The 24,151-nt window shown below is 37.6% G+C and carries 25 protein-coding genes and 4 tRNA genes; 26 read left to right on the top strand and 3 right to left on the bottom strand.

What is annotated here, in order from left to right:
- Positions 1-100 precede the first annotated feature (100 nt).
- Complete coding sequence (locus AC1DCY_RS00145) at positions 101-238, top strand: Lmo0850 family protein (protein WP_166672133.1); 138 nt, start codon at positions 101-103, stop codon at positions 236-238.
- 63 nt (positions 239-301) lie between these two features.
- On the opposite strand, the gene AC1DCY_RS00140 is transcribed toward AC1DCY_RS00145, so the two are convergent.
- The gene (locus AC1DCY_RS00140; RefSeq protein WP_477346347.1) at positions 302-1,489 is read right to left on the bottom strand and encodes an FtsW/RodA/SpoVE family cell cycle protein; all 1,188 of its coding nucleotides are present in this window, start codon (positions 1,487-1,489) and stop codon (positions 302-304) included.
- A gap of 392 nt (positions 1,490-1,881) precedes the next feature.
- Here AC1DCY_RS00140 and AC1DCY_RS00135 point away from each other — a divergent pair, with 392 nt between their 5' ends.
- Positions 1,882-2,634 carry a hypothetical protein gene (locus AC1DCY_RS00135; protein WP_477346345.1) on the top strand — a complete coding sequence of 251 codons (753 nt, stop codon included), beginning with the start codon at positions 1,882-1,884 and terminating at the stop codon, positions 2,632-2,634.
- On the opposite strand, the gene AC1DCY_RS00130 is transcribed toward AC1DCY_RS00135, so the two are convergent.
- Positions 2,631-2,798, bottom strand: coding sequence for a hypothetical protein (locus tag AC1DCY_RS00130; protein WP_477346343.1), 168 nt, complete (start codon positions 2,796-2,798; stop codon positions 2,631-2,633). The genes AC1DCY_RS00135 and AC1DCY_RS00130 overlap by 4 nt on opposite strands.
- A gap of 397 nt (positions 2,799-3,195) precedes the next feature.
- Here AC1DCY_RS00130 and AC1DCY_RS00125 point away from each other — a divergent pair, with 397 nt between their 5' ends.
- From AC1DCY_RS00125 to AC1DCY_RS00095, 7 genes are all read left to right on the top strand, one after another.
- Positions 3,196-4,275: a D-alanine--D-alanine ligase gene (locus AC1DCY_RS00125; protein WP_477346342.1), complete on the top strand. Its 1,080-nt coding sequence runs from the start codon at positions 3,196-3,198 to the stop codon at positions 4,273-4,275.
- Positions 4,276-4,286: 11 nt separating this feature from the next.
- Entirely contained in the window at positions 4,287-5,654 is a 1,368-nt protein-coding gene (locus AC1DCY_RS00120) for a UDP-N-acetylmuramoyl-tripeptide--D-alanyl-D-alanine ligase (protein WP_477346340.1), read from the top strand.
- Between the two features lie 86 nt (positions 5,655-5,740).
- Positions 5,741-6,433, top strand: coding sequence for an alpha/beta hydrolase (locus tag AC1DCY_RS00115; RefSeq protein WP_460014077.1), 693 nt, complete (start codon positions 5,741-5,743; stop codon positions 6,431-6,433).
- Between the two features lie 351 nt (positions 6,434-6,784).
- A complete protein-coding gene (gene cshA / locus AC1DCY_RS00110; RefSeq protein ID WP_477346337.1) occupies positions 6,785-8,311 on the top strand; it encodes a degradosome RNA helicase CshA in 1,527 nt (508 codons plus the stop codon).
- 468 nt (positions 8,312-8,779) lie between these two features.
- A complete protein-coding gene (locus AC1DCY_RS00105) occupies positions 8,780-9,259 on the top strand; it encodes a PH domain-containing protein (RefSeq protein WP_477346335.1) in 480 nt (159 codons plus the stop codon).
- The gene (locus tag AC1DCY_RS00100; RefSeq protein WP_477346333.1) at positions 9,252-10,718 is read left to right on the top strand and encodes a PH domain-containing protein; all 1,467 of its coding nucleotides are present in this window, start codon (positions 9,252-9,254) and stop codon (positions 10,716-10,718) included. Before AC1DCY_RS00105 ends, AC1DCY_RS00100 begins: the two co-directional genes overlap by 8 nt.
- A 114-nt stretch (positions 10,719-10,832) precedes the next feature.
- Positions 10,833-11,408, top strand: coding sequence for a GNAT family N-acetyltransferase (locus tag AC1DCY_RS00095; protein ID WP_477346331.1), 576 nt, complete (start codon positions 10,833-10,835; stop codon positions 11,406-11,408).
- 97 nt (positions 11,409-11,505) lie between these two features.
- Here AC1DCY_RS00095 and AC1DCY_RS00090 read toward each other — a convergent pair whose 3' ends face one another.
- Positions 11,506-12,126, bottom strand: a complete 621-nt coding sequence (locus AC1DCY_RS00090; protein ID WP_477346329.1) for a rhomboid family intramembrane serine protease — start codon at positions 12,124-12,126, stop codon at positions 11,506-11,508.
- Positions 12,127-12,190: 64 nt separating this feature from the next.
- Here AC1DCY_RS00090 and acpS point away from each other — a divergent pair, with 64 nt between their 5' ends.
- From acpS to AC1DCY_RS00005, 17 genes are all read left to right on the top strand, one after another.
- Positions 12,191-12,544, top strand: coding sequence for a holo-ACP synthase (gene acpS, locus AC1DCY_RS00085; RefSeq protein WP_477346327.1), 354 nt, complete (start codon positions 12,191-12,193; stop codon positions 12,542-12,544).
- Positions 12,545-12,917: 373 nt separating this feature from the next.
- Positions 12,918-14,018, top strand: a complete 1,101-nt coding sequence (locus AC1DCY_RS00080) for a LolA family protein (protein ID WP_477346325.1) — start codon at positions 12,918-12,920, stop codon at positions 14,016-14,018.
- Between the two features lie 220 nt (positions 14,019-14,238).
- Positions 14,239-15,360: an alanine racemase gene (gene alr, locus AC1DCY_RS00075; RefSeq protein ID WP_477346323.1), complete on the top strand. Its 1,122-nt coding sequence runs from the start codon at positions 14,239-14,241 to the stop codon at positions 15,358-15,360.
- 596 nt (positions 15,361-15,956) lie between these two features.
- Positions 15,957-16,220, top strand: coding sequence for a hypothetical protein (locus AC1DCY_RS00070; RefSeq protein ID WP_477346321.1), 264 nt, complete (start codon positions 15,957-15,959; stop codon positions 16,218-16,220).
- Positions 16,221-16,224: 4 nt separating this feature from the next.
- The gene (locus AC1DCY_RS00065) at positions 16,225-16,575 is read left to right on the top strand and encodes a type II toxin-antitoxin system PemK/MazF family toxin (RefSeq protein ID WP_049663446.1); all 351 of its coding nucleotides are present in this window, start codon (positions 16,225-16,227) and stop codon (positions 16,573-16,575) included.
- A gap of 27 nt (positions 16,576-16,602) precedes the next feature.
- Complete coding sequence (locus AC1DCY_RS00060; protein ID WP_477346319.1) at positions 16,603-16,935, top strand: hypothetical protein; 333 nt, start codon at positions 16,603-16,605, stop codon at positions 16,933-16,935.
- A gap of 218 nt (positions 16,936-17,153) precedes the next feature.
- Entirely contained in the window at positions 17,154-17,555 is a 402-nt protein-coding gene (locus AC1DCY_RS00055) for an anti-sigma regulatory factor (RefSeq protein WP_477346317.1), read from the top strand.
- A 12-nt stretch (positions 17,556-17,567) separates the two neighbouring features.
- Positions 17,568-18,563, top strand: a complete 996-nt coding sequence (locus AC1DCY_RS00050) for a SpoIIE family protein phosphatase (protein WP_477346315.1) — start codon at positions 17,568-17,570, stop codon at positions 18,561-18,563.
- Between the two features lie 65 nt (positions 18,564-18,628).
- Complete coding sequence (locus AC1DCY_RS00045) at positions 18,629-18,964, top strand: anti-sigma factor antagonist (RefSeq protein ID WP_477346314.1); 336 nt, start codon at positions 18,629-18,631, stop codon at positions 18,962-18,964.
- The gene (gene rsbW, locus AC1DCY_RS00040; protein ID WP_477346312.1) at positions 18,961-19,431 is read left to right on the top strand and encodes an anti-sigma B factor RsbW; all 471 of its coding nucleotides are present in this window, start codon (positions 18,961-18,963) and stop codon (positions 19,429-19,431) included. Before AC1DCY_RS00045 ends, rsbW begins: the two co-directional genes overlap by 4 nt.
- Entirely contained in the window at positions 19,409-20,194 is a 786-nt protein-coding gene (gene sigB, locus AC1DCY_RS00035) for an RNA polymerase sigma factor SigB (RefSeq protein ID WP_477346310.1), read from the top strand. The genes rsbW and sigB overlap by 23 nt, the downstream gene beginning before the upstream one ends.
- A gap of 148 nt (positions 20,195-20,342) precedes the next feature.
- Positions 20,343-22,517 (top strand): Tex family protein, encoded by a 2,175-nt coding sequence (locus AC1DCY_RS00030; RefSeq protein ID WP_477346308.1) that lies wholly within the window; start codon positions 20,343-20,345, stop codon positions 22,515-22,517.
- A gap of 339 nt (positions 22,518-22,856) precedes the next feature.
- A complete protein-coding gene (locus AC1DCY_RS00025; protein ID WP_477346306.1) occupies positions 22,857-23,318 on the top strand; it encodes a SprT family protein in 462 nt (153 codons plus the stop codon).
- Positions 23,319-23,513: 195 nt separating this feature from the next.
- Positions 23,514-23,586: transfer RNA gene (locus AC1DCY_RS00020), tRNA-Lys, on the top strand.
- Positions 23,587-23,652: 66 nt separating this feature from the next.
- Positions 23,653-23,738, top strand: a tRNA-Leu gene (locus AC1DCY_RS00015).
- 26 nt (positions 23,739-23,764) lie between these two features.
- Positions 23,765-23,841 (top strand) — tRNA-Arg (locus tag AC1DCY_RS00010).
- Between the two features lie 22 nt (positions 23,842-23,863).
- Positions 23,864-23,937, top strand: a tRNA-Gly gene (locus tag AC1DCY_RS00005).
- Positions 23,938-24,151 lie beyond the last annotated feature (214 nt).

The raw sequence follows: 24,151 nt of genomic DNA, 5'->3' as shown, positions 1-24,151 counted from the left end.
TAGAAAGAGATTAACTCGTCAGACATCATACAGTTGCAAAAATGAAACTTTTTTGGAAATAAAACGTTATAAAATTCGAGGAAAGATTGAGGTGGAATGTATGAAAAAAGAAGTAGATTTGAAAAAGATCGTTTCGAATTTATCTAAGTTGGGTGTAACAGCCACTGTAACAAAGTCTCGACTTGAACTTTTAAAAGTGCTCACACCACCAACGCAAACACCGCAAGTTCAAGCTTAACTCGTTTAACAAATAAAAATGGGTAGTCTCGTAATTGAGACTACCCATTTTTTATTTCCATAATTAATCATCATCATCGTGAGTAGTAAACATGTAAGTGCGATAGTGGAAACGCATACTGAAAACAAGACCGACGGCTAGCGAGTTCCCCATCAATGAACTTCCCCCATAACTGATAAATGGTAGGGGAATACCCGTAATAGGTAATAGCTGAATAGTCATACCGATATTTTCAAATACGTGGAATGTAATCATTGCAATTATACCGGCACATACATATGTTGAGAATGGATCTTTCAATAATAGTGTAGTTTTTGTTAAATGATAGATTAATAAAAAGAAAATACAAATAACGATACTAGCACCAATAAAACCCCATTCTTCTCCGATAACCGTAAAAATAAAATCGGTATGATTTTCGGCAACGTAAACTTCACGACCTTTGAAACCTTTACCGAAAATTTCACCTGAACCAATGGCATTTAAGGAAGTAATTAAATGGTATCCATCACTAGAAGAATATGAATATGGGTCTAACCAAGAATAGATTCGGGCGAACTGATATGGTTTAAAGCCGAATGTTTTCTCTAAAAAACCCTGCATATAGAGTGCCATCCATAAAAGGGAGCCACCTACTAAAGCGCCACCTAGTAAAGTTGGTAAAATGATCTTCCATGATATACCAGCTACGATGACGATAGCAGCTGTAATGGCAAAGAATACTAATGCCGAACCAAGGTCAGGCTGTTTCATAATAAGAGCTAATGGTAGTAATAGTGTAGCAGCGATTTTACCTAGCAATATAAAGTCTGTTTTTAGTGATCTAAAAGAATAAACTTCGTTGTGCTTACTAATAAGTCGAGCAAGTGCTAGAATATAAAAGGTTTTCATAAACTCAGAGGGTTGAATATTCCCTAGAGGTGTATGATACCAGCTTTTTGCACCATTAATTTTTTCACCGATTTGTCCTGTACCTTCTGGCATGAAGATAAGCAGGACTAATAAGGCAATTCCTGCACCGTACATGTACCAAGCCATTTTTTTATATTGGTCAGGTTCAAAAAACATAACTACTCCAATAATTACTGAACAAATGATGTACCATTGCAATTGTTTAGGAACATAGTTAACGCCATACTGACCTGATGTTTGCGCCGACGAAATGGCTAACAAACTTATGACTAGGAAGGTTAAAAGTATTAAAGCGAGCGTCCAGTCAAAACGATTCGCGAAATTTCGTTTATTTTCCATACAAGCCACCTAAATTAATATAGTATCTCTTCATGAGTAAATTTGATTCAAATTAATTCCAATTCAATATTCTACCCAATATATTTAATAGGAGTATTCACCTTAGGTCAAGAGGTAAATATTGATGCCGAAGTAAGTGTGTTAACGAGGAAGCTCCATGCTTACTTTTAGATTAGAATCCTCGCAGATATTTGTAAAAAATGAATAGAATTATATTTTTTAAAATTTGTTCATTCAGAGTGGTTAAAAACAGATATACAATAGCATCTTTAACATTCATATTATACCGTAAAAAACATTTTTACGCCTGTGAATATTGTTATGACGATTATTAGCATAAAATGTTTCAAAAAATTCATGTTTAGTTTTATAATGTAGTGAAGAATGGGGTGATGGTTGTGGCTAAAAAATTGAAGTCAGCAGAAGATTTTATGTATCATATTTATGTTCATATGAATGATGTCGATAAATTTGTTATTTTTAGCGGGCTTAAATTCTCGCAATTTGTGGCTGCACTTGAACCACTGCATCACTTACTGTTATTGAAACATTCCTATGAAGATGGTTCCTTTAATATGCATACACAGTTTGATTATATACCAGAAGAGGAAGTACCTCGGTTTGTAAAGAAAGCTACTGAATCCAAAGAATTGTGTTGGATAGACTTTATGGATGAGAAGAGGCTAGACCAACTAACACCAATGGAACAAGGAGAATTGCTTTACATAAGTCATAAAAAGGAACCGATTACTTCACCATTTTTTAATAAATTGCAAAATCGATTTGTCTACTATTCTTCAGACTTAGAGAAAATGACTAAAATTTATTTTCGCCATTTAAGTGATTCTGATTTACTTATTGCGAATGTTTTAAACAGTTTGATTCGTGAAAAGGAACGTAGTACTGGTTTTTGGCGACGGAAAGTGAAATCGAGTATTCCTTCTATTTCACCTGAATTTTTGCGTGCCTATCGTTCTTTTACTAAAGACGGAGCACTGTTATCACTGTATCGTATTGAAAAGCCTAAAGTAGCTTACGGTATCGAAATTCGCAATCTGTCAGAATACTCCTTCCCCGATGAGGTATGGGATGATTTAAATACAATTTTGAAAAATGAGCACGATGAATTGATTTATATTATTTAACTTCTTTCAGCGAATGTTCTTTGTAGCGAAAGTGCAACGTCAGCTACAGGTATCCAAACACCCGCTGAAATAGAGGAACTCAGTCTAAGAACGCCACATCCTGTGGTAACGACTGAGTGACCAATATCATGCTGTGTTGTTGCTGTCGCTTCGCTTTCGCACAAAAAACATCTGCTGGCCTAAGCAAGCACAAAGCTGATTCCTGACGCAATTATGCCTAGGCATAATTGATCTATTCATTTGTACGTAGAATGAATATACTCTAAATCTCACCGTCAAAATTACGGTGAGATTTTTATCTTCATTCAGTAATTGTTTTGTGTAGCGAAAGCGAAGCGTCAGCTACACAAGACTCTCACCTTTAAAGTTGGTGAGTTGAATGTGGATGTGGTACTTTTTCAGAGGGTATCCAAACATCTATTGAAATAGAGGATCTCAGGCTAAAAACTTCACATCCACTCAAAATCTGGACGTAATTACGCCAAGGTGAAATTGATGTCATTTGTCAAGACGTTTCATGATAAACTAATAGTACTCAAGAAGTATGTGGAGGGCACAAAAATGAAAAAAAGAATCGGTTTATTATACGGTGGGAAGTCAGCAGAGCATGAGGTGTCGTTGTCGACAGCACGTGCAGTCACTGGAGCTTTGAATTTCGAGGAGTATGAAGTATATCCGATTTTCATTACACTTGAAGGGGAATGGCGCCGCGGTGAGCGTCTGAATAAACCTGCAAGTACAATTGAAGAATTACAATTTGGTGATGATGCCACTATTTTAGAAAATAATATTACAAATTTTTTGATGGATAAAGATGGTAAATCTGTACAATTCGATGTAATTTTCCCATTACTTCATGGTACTAATGGTGAAGATGGAACTGTTCAAGGTTTACTTGAGGTTCTAAATTTGCCGTATGTAGGAAATGGTGTGTTAGCATCAGCAACTGGCATGGATAAAGTAATCATGAAGCAATTATTTGAAATTGCCGGCTTACCACAAGTGCCGTATACGTACTTTATTCGTAGCGAATGGGCTAATGAACAGAAGGCTATCCTTGCTCGTTGTGAAGAAAAGTTGGCTTGGCCGATGTTTGTGAAACCTGCAAACTTGGGATCAAGTGTCGGAATTAACAAGGCAACAAACCGTGATGAATTAGTAAAGGCTATCGAAATAGCCTTACAGTATGATCGTAAAATTGTAATTGAGCAAGGTATTGTCGCTCGTGAAATTGAACTAGCTGTGCTAGGAAATGACTTCCCGGAAGTTTCTGTACCTGGTGAAATTAAACCAGTAACTGAATTTTATGATTATGACTCTAAATATAAAGATGGCTCAACAGCCCTTATTATTCCAGCAGAGGTTCCTAAAGATACTGTATCAAGCTTACAGGATCTAGCAAAGCGTGCGTTCAAAGCTATTGATGGAAGCGGTTTAGTTCGTGCGGACTTTTTTGTGACGGCCGATAACAGCATTTATATTAACGAAGTGAATACAATGCCAGGTTTTACACCTGTTAGCATGTATCCTCTTCTATGGCAGCATACAAATGTAAGCTACCCTGAGCTTATTAATCGTCTGATTACACTAGCAATTGAGCGTTTTGAAGAAAAACAACAGCTTCACTATAAAAAAGACTGAGTGGGATTATTGTGAAAAAAACATTAAAGCAGTTAGCTACATGGTTAAATGAAGATGTGCCAGCTTTTGGTGATACGGTTGTATCAGGAATTTCCATTGATACACGTACAATTCAACAAGGGGATCTGTTTGTACCATTTCGTGGTGAGACGGCCAATGGACATAAATTTGTTCTGCAGGCCTTTGAAAAAGGAGCAGGTGCTTCTCTTTGGCAGAAAGATGAACCAAATCCACCACAAGATGTACCATTACTCTTTGTAGATGATCCAGAATTAGCGCTTCAGCAAATGGCTCGTGCCTATCGTAGTGAGCATAAAGCGAAATTTATTGGCATTACTGGTTCAAACGGTAAAACATCAACGAAAGATATTTTAGCAGGAACGCTAACACCATTTTTTAAAGTACAAAAGACAATTGGGAATTTTAATAATGAACTAGGTTTGCCTATTACGGTTTTACAGCTAGATGAAGATACTGATGTCGCTGTACTTGAAATGGGAATGAGTGGTTTTGGTGAAATAGAATTTTTAACGAAACTTGCTCGTCCGCATATGACAGTGATTACAAACATTGGTGAGGCTCATATGCAAGATTTAGGCTCACGTGCTGGAATCGCTAAAGCCAAGTTTGAAATAATTCAAGGAATGCAACCAGATGGAGTGCTATTTTATGATGGGGATGAACCGCTGCTTCAAGAACTAGTTGCGAAAGAGCAACAGTTAAATGCAGTGGCATTTGGTTTAGAGCATGGCAATCTATTGTATGCAGACAATATTGAAGCAACTTCTGATGGTAGTGGTTTCTCTACACATGGTGTGATTGAAGGAGATTTCTTTATTTCCGTTCTCGGGAAGCACCAAGTGAAAAATACATTAGTCGCCATGTTAATTTCTCAAAAGCTAGGTTTAAACGATGACCAAATTCGTACATCCTTAAAACAAGTAGCTCTAACGGATATGCGCATGCAACAAGTGAATGGATCAAATGGGGCATTATTTATTAATGATGCATACAATGCTGCACCGACCTCTATGAAGGCGGCTATTCAATTTGTAGCATCGACAACGATTCGCCCAGAAAAATGGCTTGTGTTAGGTGATATGCTTGAACTTGGCCCAAATGAAAAGCATTTCCATGAAGATTTATCGAAGGATATTCATGCAGAAGAAATCGCTTATGTATGTTTATTTGGCCCACGAATGGCTTATTTAAATGAAGTCTTAAAAGAGCGTTTTGATGAGGAACATTTGCTATATATTGAGGATGATTATACGCCAATTATCGAAAAACTACAGCAAGCTAACGAGGAGTCTATCGTTTTACTTAAAGGCTCTCGTGGTATGAAATTAGAAACAATCTTACGTGCATTTACGTCATAAAATGAAACAAGGAATCGGTGGGAAATTCTCTCACCGATTCTTTAAATTCTTGATTTAAATGAGTTACACATTTAGAGGTGAAAATAATGTCAGTAGGTGTGTTATGTATACATGGATTTTCAGGCGGACCTTATGAAGTAGAACCTTTTACTACCTATTTACGTACGCATACAAATTGGCTGATTGAAGAACCTACTTTGTCAGGGCATGGGGAGGAATTACAAATGCGTGGTTTCACCGCTAAGCATTGGTTAATGGATGCCGAGCTTGCCTTTCGTGCGCTTGCTAAAAAAGTAGATGAAGTAATAGTAGTTGGGTTTTCAATGGGTGGCATTATAGCGCTCTATTTAGCTAAACGTTATAAAGTGAAAAAGCTTGTATTACTAAGCGCGGCTGCCAAGTATGTGAGTCCGAAGCAACTAGTCAAAGATTTTAAAATGCTTGCCACTGAGGCGTATCATCGTAATCTGTCTAGTAATGAATTGTATTTACGATACCGGCATAAGTTTAATCATGTGCCACTATCGTCAACGATAGAATTCATGAAGCTAGTTCGAATGGTGGAGCCGTATTATAAAGATATTAAAATTCCGGTGTATATTGTACAAGGAAAATTAGACGGAATAGTACCATATCACACGGCTCAATTTTTATATGATCAAATAACCTCAAACGATAAAACTTTGTATTTTTCTGATAAAGGGAAGCATCATATATGTTATGATGAAGATTGCTCTGAATGGTTTTCCTACGTTTTGTCGTTTTTAATGAGTGCGTAAAGTAGTCAGATTATTACGACTCATGCGTTATCGTTGCATACGTTTTAATCCCATGTTAGACTAGTGTAAGCAATGGATACATTTTGTGCGAAGACTCTTCATATTTGATTGAAGAGTACTTTTTTTTGAACACAACGGTTTTATTCTAAAGTGAATAATTACGACAGAATCAAACCGCTCGGTAAAGACCGGGCTTTCCTTTTCATATAAGAGAGCTCTATGTGACCATCATATAGAGAAAAATTTTAAGTAACGGAAACGTTCCAAAACACAGGCTCGAATTTGCCGACAACTTCATCTGAAAATGTAACCATTTGTCAACTTAAAAGCAGAAAAAGGAGATTGAGAAGTTTGACAAATTTTTCAGAATTAAATATTAGCGAATCTACATTACGCTCAGTAAAGCGTATGGGATTTGAAGAAGCAACACCAATCCAAGAAGGTACTATTCGTTTTGCAATTGAAGGCCGTGACGTATTAGGTCAAGCGCAAACAGGTACAGGTAAAACTGCCGCTTTCGGGATTCCACTTATCGAAAAAATCGACCCAAAAAACCCTAATATCCAAGCATTAGTAATTGCACCAACTCGTGAATTAGCGATTCAAGTTTCAGAAGAGCTATATAAAATTGGTTATGATAAACGTGTAAAATTATTATCAGTTTACGGTGGTCAAGAAATCGGCCGTCAAATCCGTGCACTGAAAAATAAACCTCAAATTATCGTAGGTACACCTGGTCGTATAATTGACCATATTAATCGTCGTACTTTAAAATTAGAAGATGTTCAAACATTGGTACTTGATGAAGCTGATGAAATGTTAAACATGGGCTTTATCGATGATATTAATTCAATCTTAGAAAATGTGCCTTCTGAACGTCAAACATTATTGTTCTCAGCAACAATGCCACCAGCAATCCGTAAAATTGCTGAGACATTTATGCGTGATCCAGAAATCGTAAAAATTAAAGCGAAAGAACTAACAGTTGATAACATCGATCAATATTTTGTGAAGTCTGCTGAGCGTGAAAAATTCGATATTTTATCTCGTTTATTAAACGTTCACCAACCAGAACTTGCGATCATCTTTGGACGTACAAAACGTCGCGTGGATGAGCTTGCACAAGCGTTATCAATTCGTGGTTATCTTGCTGAAGGAATCCATGGTGATTTAAGCCAAGCGAAACGTATTTCTGTGTTACGTCAATTTAAAGAAAATAAAATTGATATTCTTGTGGCAACAGATGTAGCTGCTCGTGGGCTTGATATTTCTGGTGTAACACATGTTTATAACTTTGATATTCCTCAAGATCCTGAGTCTTATGTTCACCGTATTGGTCGTACAGGTCGTGCAGGTAAATCAGGTCTTGCAGTAACATTTGTAACACCACGCGAAATGGGTTACTTACGTATTGTAGAAGAAACAACGAAAAAACGTATGACACCACTTCGTCCACCAACATCTGACGAAGCTCTAGTGGGTCAACAACGTCTATCTATGGAAACACTAGAAGGTCTTATTGCGAACAACGATTTAGGTGATTATCGTACACTTGCGACAGAATTACTTGAAAACCATGATGCAATCGATGTTGTAGCTGCTGCAATTCGTTCATTAACAAAAGAGCCAGATGACTCGCCAGTAACAATTACTGAAGAACGACCATTACCAATGCGTCGTGAGCGTTCTAACAACCGTGGCGGTGGAGATCGTGGACGTGGCGGTAACCGTAGCTTTAACGGACGTCGAGAAGGCGGACGTGGCGGAGATCGTCGTGGAGGAAGCGGTGGAAATCGTCGTGAAGGCGGACGCCGTGAGGGAGGTCGCCGTGAAGGTGGACAAGGTCGTTCACGCGCACCACGTCGTCACGAAGACTAACTTTATCTTTATTAACATGATTAAACCTTACAGTCAAAGTACTGTAAGGTTTTTTTTAACTTCTTTCAGCGGGTGTCCAAGCACCCGCTGAAAGAAGTTAAAACCTTCGGCGGATGTCACAGAATCGGAAAGGAGTTCAATATAGGATGTTAGCCTAAAATCATCGCATCCATGCGATAACGGCTAACTGACCTGCATCGATAAAAACGCCATGTCCTGTGGCAATTTATCTGTGCTGCCGCTACGCTTTCGCGCAAAAAACATCTTGCCGCTGTCGCTACGTTAGAACTGCGCTTTCGCACAAAAAACATCGTGCCGCTGCCGCTACGCTTTCGCGCAAAAAAACATCTGCTGGCCTGGGCACAATTCAAAATCCAGACGCAATTACGCCAAGGCGAAATTGATATAAAATGAAACAAAAAGATAATTGATTACGTATACGTAGTTAAAGAAAGAGAGGGAACGACTTTGAGAACAGAACCAATGCATAAAATTTCTAGGAAAGGGTTAACGGTTTGGCGTTTATATGGAGTATTGCAAACGTTATTACTTTTGATTGTATCGGCGTTTGCATGTTACGGCACTTATTATTTTGAATGGCCATCATTTATTTATTTCATTGCAGTTGCTGTAGTCATACTGAGTGCTGTCCTATCTACTTATCTATTTCCAAAGATAAGATGGGAACGCTGGCGCTATGAGGTGCGTGATAATGAGATTGAGGTGCAACATGGTTTATTCGTTGTTAAACGTACACTCATTCCAATGGTGCGCGTACAGCATGTTGATACGACGCAAGGGCCGATATTAAAAAAATATGGTTTAGGTAATATTTCAATATCTACAGCGGCAACTGTACATACAATTCCTGCGCTTGTGATGGAAGAGGCTGATGGACTTCGAGCACGGATTTCGGAATTAGCAAGGGTGGCGGAAGATGATGTCTAAGGAAATTAATCGTTTACACCCGATATCGGCTGTTATTGCGAGTGCAAAAGCATTAAAAAGTATGATTTTCCCGTTAGTTGTTATTATTATAACCAATGGTTTTCACTTCTCCTTTAATTTCCATAGTGATAATTTTTGGCGGACGATGTTCTTATTCGGTATTTGGGGAGTAGGGGCCATACTTGCGCTTGTTAGTGGCATTGTTAAATGGAGTACCTTTGTATATTGGTTTGAAGATGGAGAATTGCGTGTAAAGTACGGTTTGTTCGTTAAAAAGAAACGTTATATCCCATTTGAACGTATTCAGAGCTTAAATTACAATGAGGGTATTCTTCATAGAATATTTGGCTTAGTAAAAGTTCAGGTTGAAACTGCGGGGAGTAAGGATAGAAAACCTGAAGTAGAGTTAACGGCTATACGTAAGGCGGCGGCAGATGTTATAGAGCTGGAAATGCGTCGTGCAAAGAATCAAGTAATTGAAAAGATTAATGATGAACAGTCGCTAATAGAGGAAGTATCAGTTCCTACTATTTATCATATGTCGATACGTGATTTGCTTATATTGGCCATAACTTCAGGTGGAATTGGGGTCGTTCTGTCCGGGGTAGCAGCAATCATCTCTCAGTTTTCGGATATAATCCCATATGAGGAAATCTTTAATGAGCTAGCTGATTTTGCGAAAATTGGTGCATTTTTAGTTGCACTAACAGTGATATTCAGCCTAATTGTGGCATGGTTTGTGTCATTTGTTATTACGCTGATCAATTATTATGAATATAAAGTTCGAATTGAAGATGAAAAGCTTATTATTACAAAAGGGCTAATTGAGAAAAAACGAATTACTTTACCGTTAAATAGAATTCAGGCGATTCGTATTGTAGAGAATCCAGTGCGTCAATTATTTGGCTATGCAACAGTTGTTGTTGAGAGTGCTGGAGGAAATGGTGGAGAGGGAAATGATAAAAAAATTACTCTGTTCCCACTTATTCAGAAAAAAGATTGTTTGGAAACACTAGAGCAACTTTTTCCAGATATAAATTGGCGACCAGAATTTATTTATTCACCAAAACGAGCTCGTCCATCTTTTTACCGAATTGATTTTGTTTGGCTCATACCTATAATTGGTGCATGTAGTTATTTCTTTTATCCGTATGGGTTGCTTTCGTTATTATTAATTCCATTAACGATCGTAATTGGTGCTTGGCAACATAAATCAGCTAGTTATATGATCGATGGAAAGCAACTAACTATGCAATATCGTGTGTTCAGTCGTACTACATTCTTTATGGAGAAAAAACGCATACAATCTATTGGGACTACTCAAACCTATTTCCAAAAAAGAAAAAATGTTATGTCTGTAAAAGCAACGGTCATGTCAGGCATGGCCGGTATGGCTGGGAATGTACGAAGCTTAGAGCAGCAAGATGCTGAAACAATATTATCTTGGTATGAACATTGAAAGTAATGATTTGGCTAATCCTTGCAATTAATAGGGAGGATTAGCCTTTTTTAACTATAATTATGTAAAAATTCTGTTTATAATAGAATAAATCAAACAAAAGGGGTGGTAATTTTGTTTAAGTATGATATTAATAAGAACACGTATTTAAAATTGTTGGATTTAAGTGACGTAGATGAATTATTCGCGTTGACGGATCGTTCGAGAAATACGTTGCGAGAATGGTTACCTTTTGTGGATGATGTGAAAACAGTAGAGGATACAGAGCGATTTGTAAGAGATGCGATGCAACAATACGCGGATAATAATGGCCTACAAGCGGGGATATATTATGAGGGGAAGCTTGCGGGAGTGATTGGCTATCACCAAGTGAACTGGCAGCATAAATGGACAAGTATCGGATATTGGCTAGGGGACGAATTTGTTGGTAAGGGCTTAGTGACAAATGCTATGAAAGCATTTATTGATTATGCCTTTTGCTATTTAAAGTTAAATCGTATTGAAGTGCGAGTGGCGGTAGGAAATATTCGAAGTCGCACAATTCCAAAAGTGTTAGGTTTTCATGAAGAGGGACGTTTAAGAGATGCTGAGTGGCTTTATGATCATCATGTAGACCAAGTTGTCTATGGCTTAACAGCAGTTGAATGGAAAAAAATAAAGGCGGCGAAAGAGGATACGGTCGCACTTTGAAATAAAATTGACGAATTGCCTATCACTCTAGTATAAAAATAAGAGGAGCAATCCGCGATGATAGCCTTATCACGGAGGATTGCTCCTCTTGTACCTATTATTTACCCGCCATCTTTTGTTTACGCCAGCTTAAAATTCTTTTTGGATGTAAGTAAACGAGTCCAAGAAGGAAACCTGTTACTAAGCCGCCTAAGTGAGCATAGACATTGACATTTGACTGTAGGAAAGTCATGATAACACTGATCACAATGATGGGCAAAATAAGTTTACGAAGCATCGGCATTGTACGACGTGTATAGTAGACAAGCGCTCCGAAAGCACCGAATATTCCGAAAACAGCTCCACTTGCACCAAGACTTACATAGCTACTATCATAAAGTAAATAGGTTGCCATGTTGCCTACAATACCAGACATTAAATAAATTGTAGTAAAACGTATCTTGCCAGCAATTCTTTCAAGCTCTGGTCCGAATAAATACAGTGAAAACATATTAAAGAAAACGTGCGAAAAGCCAGCATGTAAAAACATGGCAGTAAAAACACGCCACCATTCACCAGATCGTATAAGGAAGTTCGATTGAACTCCGTAATTCAATACATTTTCTCCTACTCCAGGTAAAATAGTTAGTACATAAACAATTAAATTAACCGCTATTAATGTTGAAACAATAGGATAATACTTTGTATATTGCTTAAAATTTTCTGTTCTACTAAACATAACTCCACCTCAATTTACAATTATTATACATGGCTTTATAGAAATAGGAAAAGGAGAAGTTCAAATGATTAAAGGAATTGGTCTCGACATTGTAGAAATTGACCGTATTGCTAAAGCAATGAGAAGAACAAATAAATTTAAAGATCGCATTTTAACTGAAAAAGAAAGAATTTTGTTTGAGGCACATTCAGAAACTCGTAAAATAGAATTTTTAGCTGGAAGATTCGCTTCAAAAGAAGCATTTTCAAAGGCATTAGGAACTGGTATTGGTGAAGAATGTAAGCTCCATGATATTGAAGTTTTAAGAGGGGATGCTGGAAATCCGGTTTTATATTTCAAAGGACAGCTTGTAAATGGATTTGTAAGTATAACGCATTCTAAGCAATACGCAGCGGCACAAGTAATATTATTACAATAAAAAATGATAAACAAAGCTTTCCCCATATAAAACATTAAAAAGGCTCATCACCAAAAGTTTGGATGACGTTTTTAAAATGTATGCCCTTTAGATAATTGGAGTGAAGACTGGATGAACGCCTTTCTGATTCCGTGACATCCGCCGGAGGCTTTAGGCCAACACGAAGTTGGTCACTCAGTCGTTGCCACAGGACTTGGCGTTCTTAGACTGAGTTCCTCTTTTTCAGCAGTTGTCCAAACACTCACTGAAAGAAGTTAAAAGTAAATAAATTTCTGAGTGAAGATAAATATATTGCCCTTATTCAAATGACATAACTGACAAATACGGTTCATATATTGTCGTAGTGGATTTGAAAGAAGGAAAGGGTGAAAGCGTGGGCAACCGTATAGTTAAATGGCTCGTCTTATTTTGTACGATATTACTTTTATCGGCATGTGGTACAGACTCACAGGAAAAAGTGTTGAAGAAAGTAAATGGGAAATGGGCAGAGGCAAATGGTTATGAATTGAATGCTACGATGGAGATTAAATCTGGTGGAGATCCGAAAAAATATGATGTAACAGTTTGGCATACGAAACCTGATTTCTATCGAGTAGAAGTAGTAGAAAGTGGGAAAGATGTTTCACAAATGATAGTGCGCAACGCAGATGGAGTTTTTGTTGTTACACCTACATTAAACAAAATGTATAAATTCCAAAGTGATTGGCCAAAGAAAAATAGTCAAGCGTATTTAATAGGTGCACTAGCAGAAGATTTAGCTCAAGATAAAAATTTAGTCATGAAAGAAGAGGACAAAGCATATATATTTGAAGCGGCTACTAGAAATAGCTATAAAAATAGTATGCCTCATCAGGTTATAACAGTTGATAAGAAAACAATGCTTCCAACTTCCGTAGTAATTATGAATGATGTAAAAGAAGAACAAATTCGTATCACATTTAAAAATATTAAACTAGGTGTTCAACACGCGGCTAAAGAGTATGCGGTTGATCAATTTACAGAATCGGATGAAACAAAAGGTGAACAAGCTACACCATCAGAAAAAGATAAAAAAGATAACAAAGATGGTAAGGAGAGCAACAATAACCCGAATGGAAGTGAAGGGAAACAGGCAGTAAGTGCAGAAGCCGAAAATAAAGAGTTCCAAACACACTACCCTGTTGTAAATTTAGAAAATACGAAGATGGTGGAAGAGAAAGTCATGCGAGAGGGTGGAATGGACCGTGTCATCTTAACATTCGATGGTGATAAGCCATTTACGGTCATGCAACAACCAGTTACGAAAGAGGCTGCTATGTTGCCAGTATCGTCTCCTGGTGATCCTGTAGATTTAGGCTTTACGATTGGTGCTATTACCGATACTTCTATTAGCTGGGAAAAGGATGGCGTTGAATTCTTTGTAGCATCTAATAAATTGACTCGTGAAGAAATGGTGCAAGTAGCCACTTCTATGACGATAGGTAGTATGAAATAATTTTTCTAGCTACAGCTTTCTATATGGAAAGCTGTAGCTAGTTAAGTAAAATAGTACAGTTTTGAGTAAAAATTAACATTGTTATGAAGTTGTTAAGTCATATATGATAAAGGTTATGTATAAAATTAGTCTAAAATAGAACAACTTATATAAAAACAGTAGAGAAAAGGAAATTTATTCAATACATAATGTTTTAATAAAAAATAAAGAGGGTATTCTAATGAAGACACAGCAATATTTTAGACCAACTAAAGCAGTTGTAGACTTACGAGCTATTCAACAAAACGTAAAAAATTTGAAAAAGCTACTTCGACCTAATGTTCAAATTATAGCTGTCGTAAAGGCAAATGCATACGGTCACGGAGATGTAGCCATTGCAAAAGCAGCACTTGAGGCTGGTGCAACGATGCTTGCAGTGGCAACGCCCGATGAAGCATTACATATTCGAGCACATTTTGAAGAGCCAGACATACTAATATTGGGTGCCTCTCCAATTTCATTTGCACCATATGCTGCTCAGCAGCGCATTATTCTTACGGCATTTGCAAGTGAATGGGTGCAGCAAGCTGCTCCGATCATAGCTAATGAAGCAAATCCTTTACGACTACATATTAAAGTAGATAGCGGAATGGGCAGAATTGGCGTTCGTTCAGAACAAGAATTATTGGATCTATATCAAACAATACAGAATACAGTGAATGTGGAGTTTGATGGAATATTTACACATTTTGCAACTGCGGATGAAGAGGATCCTTCATACTTCGAGAGACAGGTACAATTTTTTGAGAAATGTGTAACGGCATTGCCTGAAAAACCTAGACTTGTTCATGCATCAAACACGGCTACATCTTTAGTAAAAGATGAGCATTTACAATTTGATGCTGTTAGATATGGCATATCGATGTATGGATTATCACCATCTTCTTATGTAGAAGGTATTTTACCATTCCCTTTACAGCCAGCGTTTTCGCTTGAGAGCGAACTTGTTCATGTGAAACAGTTACAAGTAGGTGATTCAGTAGGCTATGGATCTACTTTTGTGGCCCCTTCGGATATGTGGATAGGAACGATACCAGTAGGCTATGCGGATGGAGTAATTCGTAAATTAGGTGGACAAGAAGTACTAATTGATGGCCAAAGAATGCCGATTGTTGGACGAATTTGCATGGACCAATGTATGGTTGCCTTGCCTGAAGCATATGCTATAGGTGAGAAGGTAACACTTATTGGTCGTCAAGGACAGGATGCTATTTCAATGAATGAATGGGCTACAAAGCTTGAAACCATTAATTATGAAATACCATGCATTATTACAGCGAGAGTTCCTAGATTATACATTTAACTTCTTTTCTTTCAGTAATTATTTTTTGTACCGAAAACATAGCGACAGGTACAGAAGTCTCCCACCTCTATAGGTGGTGAAATGAATGCGGTTTAAGTCGCTTTTGCGGGTGTCCAAACATCCGCTGAAAGAAATTTGATCCTCCGGCGGATGTCACGGAATCATAAAGGAGTTCTTAAAGGATGTTAACCAAAATCATCGCATCCATGCGATAACGGCTAACTGACCTACATCGGTAAAAACGCCATTTCCTGTGGCATTACCAGCCGATTCCGGACGCAATCATACCGAGGCATAATTGATTTTGTAGACTTACATTAACTTTGGACAAATGAATACTATATTAAAGCACTAAACAACTTGGTGAATAACAACTATAGAAGAACATGTTAGATTTACTAAGAAGCTAAGTCATTCATAATTTGTAACAAATTGCAAGGTGAATGAATCGGCATATACCTTCGACAACCTACATATTTTTACAACTTGGACTTTAAATTGTCAGATATTTTGTCATTTCGTGTCTTTTCAACGATATCTTTCAATGGTAGAATGGGTAGTAATGAAAAGTGGATGGTTCCGTGGAGGTGCTTGCTGTGTACGAGAAAAAGTTAAGAGAAGCTACAATTGCTGTTCAAGACAGACTATTTCTACAAACTAAGGAAGTAATTGGAAGTGAATCTTTTGCGCGTATTTTGTCGCGTAAAGGTTTAATGCAGGAGCAACCAAATCAAATACGGGAAGCTATGATGAAAGGATATGTTGAAATGTCTCATATAAATCTGAGTATTGCAAGTGAATGCTTGCACGCGGAATATGAAGCACAACATACAGTGGAGCGTCTCGTTAGCGGGGGATGACACTTTGAATGTAAAACGTGGTGACGTTTTTTTTGCAGATTTATCGCCGGTAGTTGGGTCCGAGCAAGGGGGAACTAGGCCGGTGCTGATTATTCAAAATGATATTGGCAATCGATTTAGTCCGACTGTCATCATCGCAGCTATCACTGCACAGATTCAAAAAGCAAAATTACCGACGCACGTTGAAATTAATGCTGAAAAGTATGGTTTTGAACGTGATTCGGTTATTCTGCTCGAGCAAGTGCGGACGATTGATAAGTCAAGATTGACAGATCGTATTACGCAACTTGACCATGCGTTGATGGAGAAAGTTGATGGTGCATTGATGATTAGTTTAGGGCTTGTTAAATTTTGATATACATATGTGTATAGTGGCATCGAGATGAATTTTCATCTCGATGCTTTTTTATCTTTATTCAGCACATGTTTTCTGTGCGAAAGCGAAGCGGCAGCAACAAATCTTTTCTGTGCGAAAGCGAAGCGGCAGCAACAAATCTTTTCTGTGCGAAAGCGAAGCGGCAGCAACAAATCTTTTCTGTGCGAAAGCGAAGCGACAGCAACAAATCTTTTCAGTGCGACAGCAACAAATTGTTTTTGGAAATTACGCCAATGCGAAAGTGATAGTGTACCTCAAATACTGCATTACCATAAATTGAAATCACTATTCAAAAATGGTATTAATAGATTTAAGATATACTCAAAATTTATTCTTTGAATAGATTTTTGAAGTAATATCGAGAGATTAAAGAAGATATAGTTTACTTCATTCAGCACAACAGGTTATGTCTGTGCGAAAACGTAGTACAAACGTAGCGAAAGCAAAATTACGCCAACGTAAAATTGATAAGATGATTTAAGTTATTTAAAATATTTAGTTAAGTAGGTCGAAAAAAGTGTAAGAGTATAACTCCGACAGGAATTGGGGGAGCAACAGTGACAATTAAGTCTTCGGTTGAAATTATTACTGAGTGGGATATAGTAGCAGCAAGACAACTGGGGCGTGACGAAGCGAAGGCGCTTGGATTTGACACTGTTGATCAGGCACGAATCACCACAGCTATAAGTGAATTAGCCCGAAATATATATTTATATGCAAGTATAGGTGTCATTGAAATTGAAAAAGTTGAGACTGACACCGAGAAGAAAATAATTGTTATTGCAACTGATCAAGGTCCGGGAATAGAAGATGTTCGGAAAGTGATGGAGGATGGCTACTCCACTTCAGGAGGGCTCGGTGCAGGTTTACCAGGCGTTAACCGATTGATGGACAATATGGTTATTCAATCGGTTATGGGAGAAGGAACAACGATAAGAGCTGAAAAATGGCTGCGTTAGGATGTGGAATTTTTGGAACAATTAGAATCTCAATATAAAAAGATTTTGTCAGATTATATGATCGATCAAACTGAAAAGAATTTGTATATTGCTCAAAATTTCACTCGCCAGTTAATTCAAAAGAATATATCTCCTGAGGATGTTGTAAGTGTTCACAAAAACGCAGTTGAGAAACTATTTCCAAGTAGAATGAGTGAAGAACAGCTCACATATGATTTTCTTATCGAAGTTATGGTGCATTATGGAATGGCTCATAGGGAGCACCAAAGTTTATTACAAAAACAAGCAGAGTATGAAATGGAAATGAAAATCGCTACAAACATTCAGAAAACATTACTTAAAACAGACGTACCACAACTTTCAAGTATTGATATAGGAATGATATCTATCCCAATCCGTAAGATGAATGGAGATTATGTACATTTTTTATATAATCGAGAGGATTATTTGAGTGTAGCTGTGACAGATGTGGTAGGTAAAGGTGTTCCCGCTGCATTATGTATGTCTATGGTGAAATATGGTCTTGAAACGTTAGAATACGCATATAAAGATCCTTCATATGTATTAGAGGTCATCAATCGAGTAATTGAAAAGAGTGTAGACGACAGTATGTTCGTTTCTATGTTTTACGGTTGCTTGGATATGCAAAGGAGTATTTTTTCTTATGCTTCTGCAGGTCACGAGCCGGCCCTCCATTATAGTGCTAAACATAATAAATTTTTTCCTTTGGAATCGACAGGATTACTACTAGGGGTGTTGCCAGAAACGAAATATTCGTACAACGAAATTGATTTAGAAGAAAACGATATTGTAATCATGATGACAGATGGTGTTACGGAATTCAGAGCACATGATGAAATGAATTCACGAGAGGTTATTTCATCATTGATATTGGAAAATAAATATTTATCAGCTCAACAATTATGTAATCTTCTTTATAAGCGAATTGAAGAAATACAGGATTTTAAACTATCAGATGATTTTACAGTTGCGATTATAAAAAAATAGGGTTTCAATCTTTATAATTACGGGAATAGAAAAACAGTCTAACAAATATGGTGGAGGTGTGCTGTATGGATATGGCGATACACTTTAAAGAACTTGATAATAAATTATACGGATTTGTTGAGGGTGAAATAGATACTTATACTGCTTCACGTCTAAAAGAGGAATTAGAGGCAGTGAAAATTACTGAAGGATTAGAAATAGTGCTTAATTTATCAAAAGTTAATTATATGGACAGTACAGGGTTAGGTGTTTTTGTTGCCTTTTATAAAAGAACGTTACGTGAAAATGGTAAAGTTAAACTTGTCGGGTTATCGAATAGATTACAAAGGTTGTTTGAAATTACTGGTTTAAGCGATTTAATGGATATTGAAACTGATAAAAAGGTGGAATTACGAAAATGAAGGAATTTGATTATATTGAGATAAGGGTTCCTGCAAAACCGCAATTTGTCAGTGTGATTCGATTGACGGTTTCTGGCTTAGCTAGTCGAGTTGGGTTTAATTATGATGATATTGAAGATTTAAAAATTGCTGTAAGTGAAGCGGTAACGAATGTTGTACATCATGCATATAAGGACGAAGAAGAAGGCGAGATCGTCATTGGTTGCGCTTTGTATGAAAATAAACTAGAAATGATGATTGCAGATTACGGCAATAGTTTTAATTTTGAGGAGGTAAAGTCGAAAGTTGGTCCGTATCATCCTGAAGAGAGTATTGCGGGCCTACGTGAAGGTGGTTTAGGGCTTTATTTAATGGAAACTTTGATGGATGAGGTGATGATAAATAATGATGGTGGCGTAACTGTTTTCATGACAAAGTATGTCGCTAGAGAGCAGGTGGAAAACAATGTCGAAAGAATCACTACATAAATCTTCGTCTAAGGAAGATATACTAAAGTGGATTGCATTGTACCAATCAACGGAGGATGATGAAGCTCAAACAAAACTAGTGATGCATTATCGATATTTAGTTGAGTCCATTGCACGTAAATATTCGAATGGTAAATCTCATTATGATGATATTACTCAAGTAGGTATGCTAGGGTTGTTAGGTGCAATTAGACGTTTTAATCCAAATGTTGGGCGGAGCTTTGAAGCATTTGCTGTACCAACGATTGTTGGGGAAATTAAGCGCTTTTTACGTGATAAAACTTGGGATGTTCATGTACCAAGACGGATAAAAGAATTAGGGCCCCGCATTAAAACAACAGTGGAAGCGTTGACAATTGAGTTGCAGCGTTCGCCATCTATTAAGGAAATTGCGGATCAATTAGAAGTGGAAGAAGAAGAAGTATTAGAGGCTATGGAGATGAGCCGTAGTTATCACGCTCTTTCAATGGATCATTCAGTAGAGTCAGATTCTGACGGCAGCACAGTAACGTTATTTGATATTATGGGTAAAGAAGATGACGGCTTTGAAATGACCAATAAAAGAATGATTGTATCTGACGCTATGAGTATTTTAGATGAGAGAGAAAGAGAAATAATTCAGCTTACATATTTAGAACAACTCACTCAAAAAGAAGTTGGGGAACGATTAGGGATTTCTCAAATGCATGTATCAAGAATACAAAGGAAGGCAATAAAAAAGTTACAGGAATCTATCCTAGTAAGTGGTGGTGTTTCGCTCTGAAATTTTGGGAGAGAGGGGGCCGTTCTGGAATTAATTATGCCGAGACATAATTGATTCAAATAGTTTACTCTTCTTTCAGAGTAGACTATTTTTTTGCAATTTTAGTAAAGTGTAATGGTAAAATGAAAAGAAAAAAGGTAGTGATGATGTGGAACAAAAGCAAATGTTACAGCTTATTGCAAAGGATGTAGCTATTAAGCCAGGTCAAGCTGATGCTGTTATTAAATTATTAGAAGAAGGAAACACCGTGCCATTCATTGCACGTTATCGAAAAGAGGCTACTGGATCCCTTGATGAGGTACAGATTAAAGCTGTAGAGGATCGTTATCACTACATACAGCAGCTTGAACAACGCAAAGAAGAAGTTATACGATTAATTCAGGAACAAGATAAACTAACACCTGAATTAGAACAAGCTATTCAAGCAGCAACTGTTTTACAGCGTGTAGAGGATTTATATCGACCTTATAAACAAAAACGACGAACAAAGGCGACTATAGCGAAAGAAAAAGGGTTAGAGCCTCTTGCGGATCTTCTATTAGAGTATCGTAGTGATGCTTTAGAACAATTAGCAATGGCTTTCGTAGATGAGGAGAAAGTTGCCAATGTAGAGGATGCGTTAGCTGGTGCTCGAGATATTTTAGCAGAGCGCTTTGCTGATGAAGCGGCAATTCGTGAAAAAATTCGTACGTATTCTTGGAAAGATGGAGTACTCGTAACAAGTGTCAAGAATGCAGAGTCAGATGAAAAAAACGTTTTCGAAATGTATTACGAATATGAAGAGCCTGTAAATCGTATTGTCCCACACCGTATTTTAGCTGTAAATCGTGGTGAGAAAGAAGAAATCTTAAAAGTGGCAATTCAAGTACCGATAGATCGAGTGTTGATGATTATGTGGAAGGAATGGATTCCTGCTACAGGTTCTTCACCAGCAATTGCCGAAGTGAAGCTAGCGATAGAGGACTCGTACAAGCGTTTAATTCAGCCTTCTATAGAACGAGAGTTACGAAATGAACTTACAGAAAAGGCAGAGACGCAAGCTATCCACATTTTCTCTGAGAATTTACGTAATCTTTTATTACAGCCTCCAATGAAAGGGAAGTATGTATTGGGTGTTGATCCGGCGTACCGTACAGGTTGTAAGTTAGCTGTTGTAGATGAAACTGGGAAAATGCTAGAGGTTACAGCCATTTATCCGCATCCACCAAAGCCAGATGTAGCAAAATCAAAAGCAGTTGTGAAAAAGATTTTGGCAAAATACCCAATAACTATAATTGCTATTGGTAATGGTACTGCCTCACGCGAAACAGAACAGTTTATAGCAGATGTATTGAATGAGCTTGAAACTGATACGGCCTATGTAATTGTCAATGAAGCAGGGGCATCTGTTTATTCAGCGTCTGAAATTGCCCGTACAGAGTTTCCTGAATTACAGGTAGAACAGCGTAGTGCTGTTTCTATTGCGCGTCGTTTGCAAGATCCATTGTCGGAGTTAGTAAAAATTGAGCCAAAAGCAGTTGGAGTAGGTCAGTATCAGCATGATGTCTCTCAAAAGAAATTGACGGAGTCCTTAACATTTATAGTAGAGACAGCTGTTAACCAAGTTGGTGTTGATGTTAATACTGCTTCAGCTTCGCTATTACAATACGTTTCTGGATTATCTAAAACAGTTGCGGAGAATATTGTGAAGGTACGAGAGGAAGCTGGACAATTTACTACACGTGCTCAACTAAAGAAAATTCCACGACTTGGTGCTAAAACGTATGAACAAGCTATTGGTTTCTTACGTGTTCCAGGAGCAAAAAATGCATTTGACACTACGGGTATTCACCCTGAAAGCTATAATGCAGCCGAGCAGATTTTAGAGGTAGCGCAAATTGATAAAAAAGAGCTTGGGACGCAAAAGGCCGAGGAGGCCATTGCAAAACTAGATGTAGAAAAATTAAGTGGAGTTTTAGATATTGGAGTTGTCACAATACAGGATATTGTGGATACATTAATGAAACCAAGTCGAGATCCACGTGATGCATTCCCTCAGCCTCTGTTGAAAACAGATGTATTAAAAATGGAAGATTTACAAGTTGGGATGGAATTGCAAGGTACAGTGAGAAACGTAGTTGATTTCGGAGCATTTGTAGATATTGGAGTGAAGCAGGACGGTCTTGTGCATATTTCAAAATTACAAAAAAGACGTATTAAACATCCATTAGAGGTTGTTGCTCTCGGTGACATTGTGATGGTTTGGGTAGAACAAATAGATGTCAATAAAGGGCGCATTTCATTAACAATGCTACCTCCTAAAGATCAAACTATCGAAGCGTAATCAATTTCGCCTTGGCGCAATTGTTGTTGCTGTCGCTTCGCTATCGCACAGAAAACATTTGTTGCTATCGCTTCGCTATCGCTTCGCTATCGCTTCGCTATCGCTTCGCTATCGCTTCGCTATCGCTTCGCTATCGCTTCGCTATCGCTTCGCTATCGCTTCGCTATCGCTTCGCTATCGCACAGAAAACATTTGTTGCTATCGCTTCGCTATCGCACAGAAAACATTTGTTGCTATCGCTTCGCTTGATAAATTACTGTCTGTTAATGCAGGATAAATTAATACCACATTGTCTATACTAAGCAGTGTGGTATTCTTGTTGTTAGAGGTGATATAGATATGAACAATGAGGAACTACAAAATCTCGTTATTCGAATATCATTAGAAAGTTTCCAGAAGCCATTTATGCATCGAGCATATTTTAATTCAAGGTTACGTTCAACAGGTGGACGTTATCTTTTACAATCGCACAATATTGAAGTTAATCCTAAGGCTTATGAATTGTATGGTATTAGCGAGGTAGAAGGTATAGTTCGACACGAATTATGTCATTATCATTTACATTTGGAAGGCAAAGGGTATCAGCATCGAGATAAAGATTTTCGAGAGCTTTTAGTAGAAGTGAATGCTCCTCGTTTTTGCTCAGTATTACAAATCCCTAAAACATCTCAAAAAAAGCAACGTCGACTTTATACATATACATGTCTAAAATGCCAACAGTTATATGTAAGAAAAATTAGAATGAATGTGGAGAAATACCGTTGTAGCAAGTGTTTAGGGCGTTTAAAACTAGTGGAGTAAAAAAAATAATAAAAAAGGGTTGACGTTCATTATAGTTGTCTCTATAATAGTAAAAGTCGACAAGATAACGACGACAAAATATATGAATTATTCCGAAGTAGCTCAGTTGGTAGTAGCACCTGATAAGGCAACGGATTTTGATTCCGTCATGCCTAGGTTCGAATCCTAGTACCCCAGCCATTCATTTCTTAATATGAGCCATTAGCTCAGTTGGTAGAGCATCTGACTTTTAATCAGAGGGTCGAAGGTTCGAGTCCTTCATGGCTCATCATTTCAAGAAAAAAGGTTGACTTTTCGAATTGTCATAGTATAATAAGAAAGTTCCTAATTGAATGCGGTCGTGGCGGAACGGCAGACGCGCTAGGTTGAGGGCCTAGTGGGGGCAACCCCGTGGAGGTTCAAGTCCTCTCGGCCGCACCAAGTCAATTTACGACTATATATAACATGCGCCCGTAGCTCAATTGGATAGAGCGTCTGACTACGGATCAGAAGGTTATGGGTTCGACTCCTGTCGGGCGCGCCATTTTAAATAAATATTATTTTTCGCGGGTGTAGTTTAATGGTAAAACCTCAGCCTTCCAAGCTGATGTCGTGAGTTCGATTCTCATCACCCGCTCCAAAAAAACTTATTGACATTCATATTTTTATGTAATATGATGTAGAAGTCGTCGCTTTAAAGTGACAAAATGAACCTTGAAAACTGAACAAGCAAAACGTAATCAATAAAGTTTTTAGTAGCTAACCTTGAGTTAGTGAACGAAACAAAATTTTGGACATCAAACATGATGCCAGCAAAACAATTTGAGCTAATCAAATTTCTTTTATGGAGAGTT

The organism is Lysinibacillus sp. 10T31, from assembly GCF_056394365.1.
Note: the sequence above shows the minus strand (reverse complement) of the source record. Positions and strands in the feature narration are given on the sequence as shown.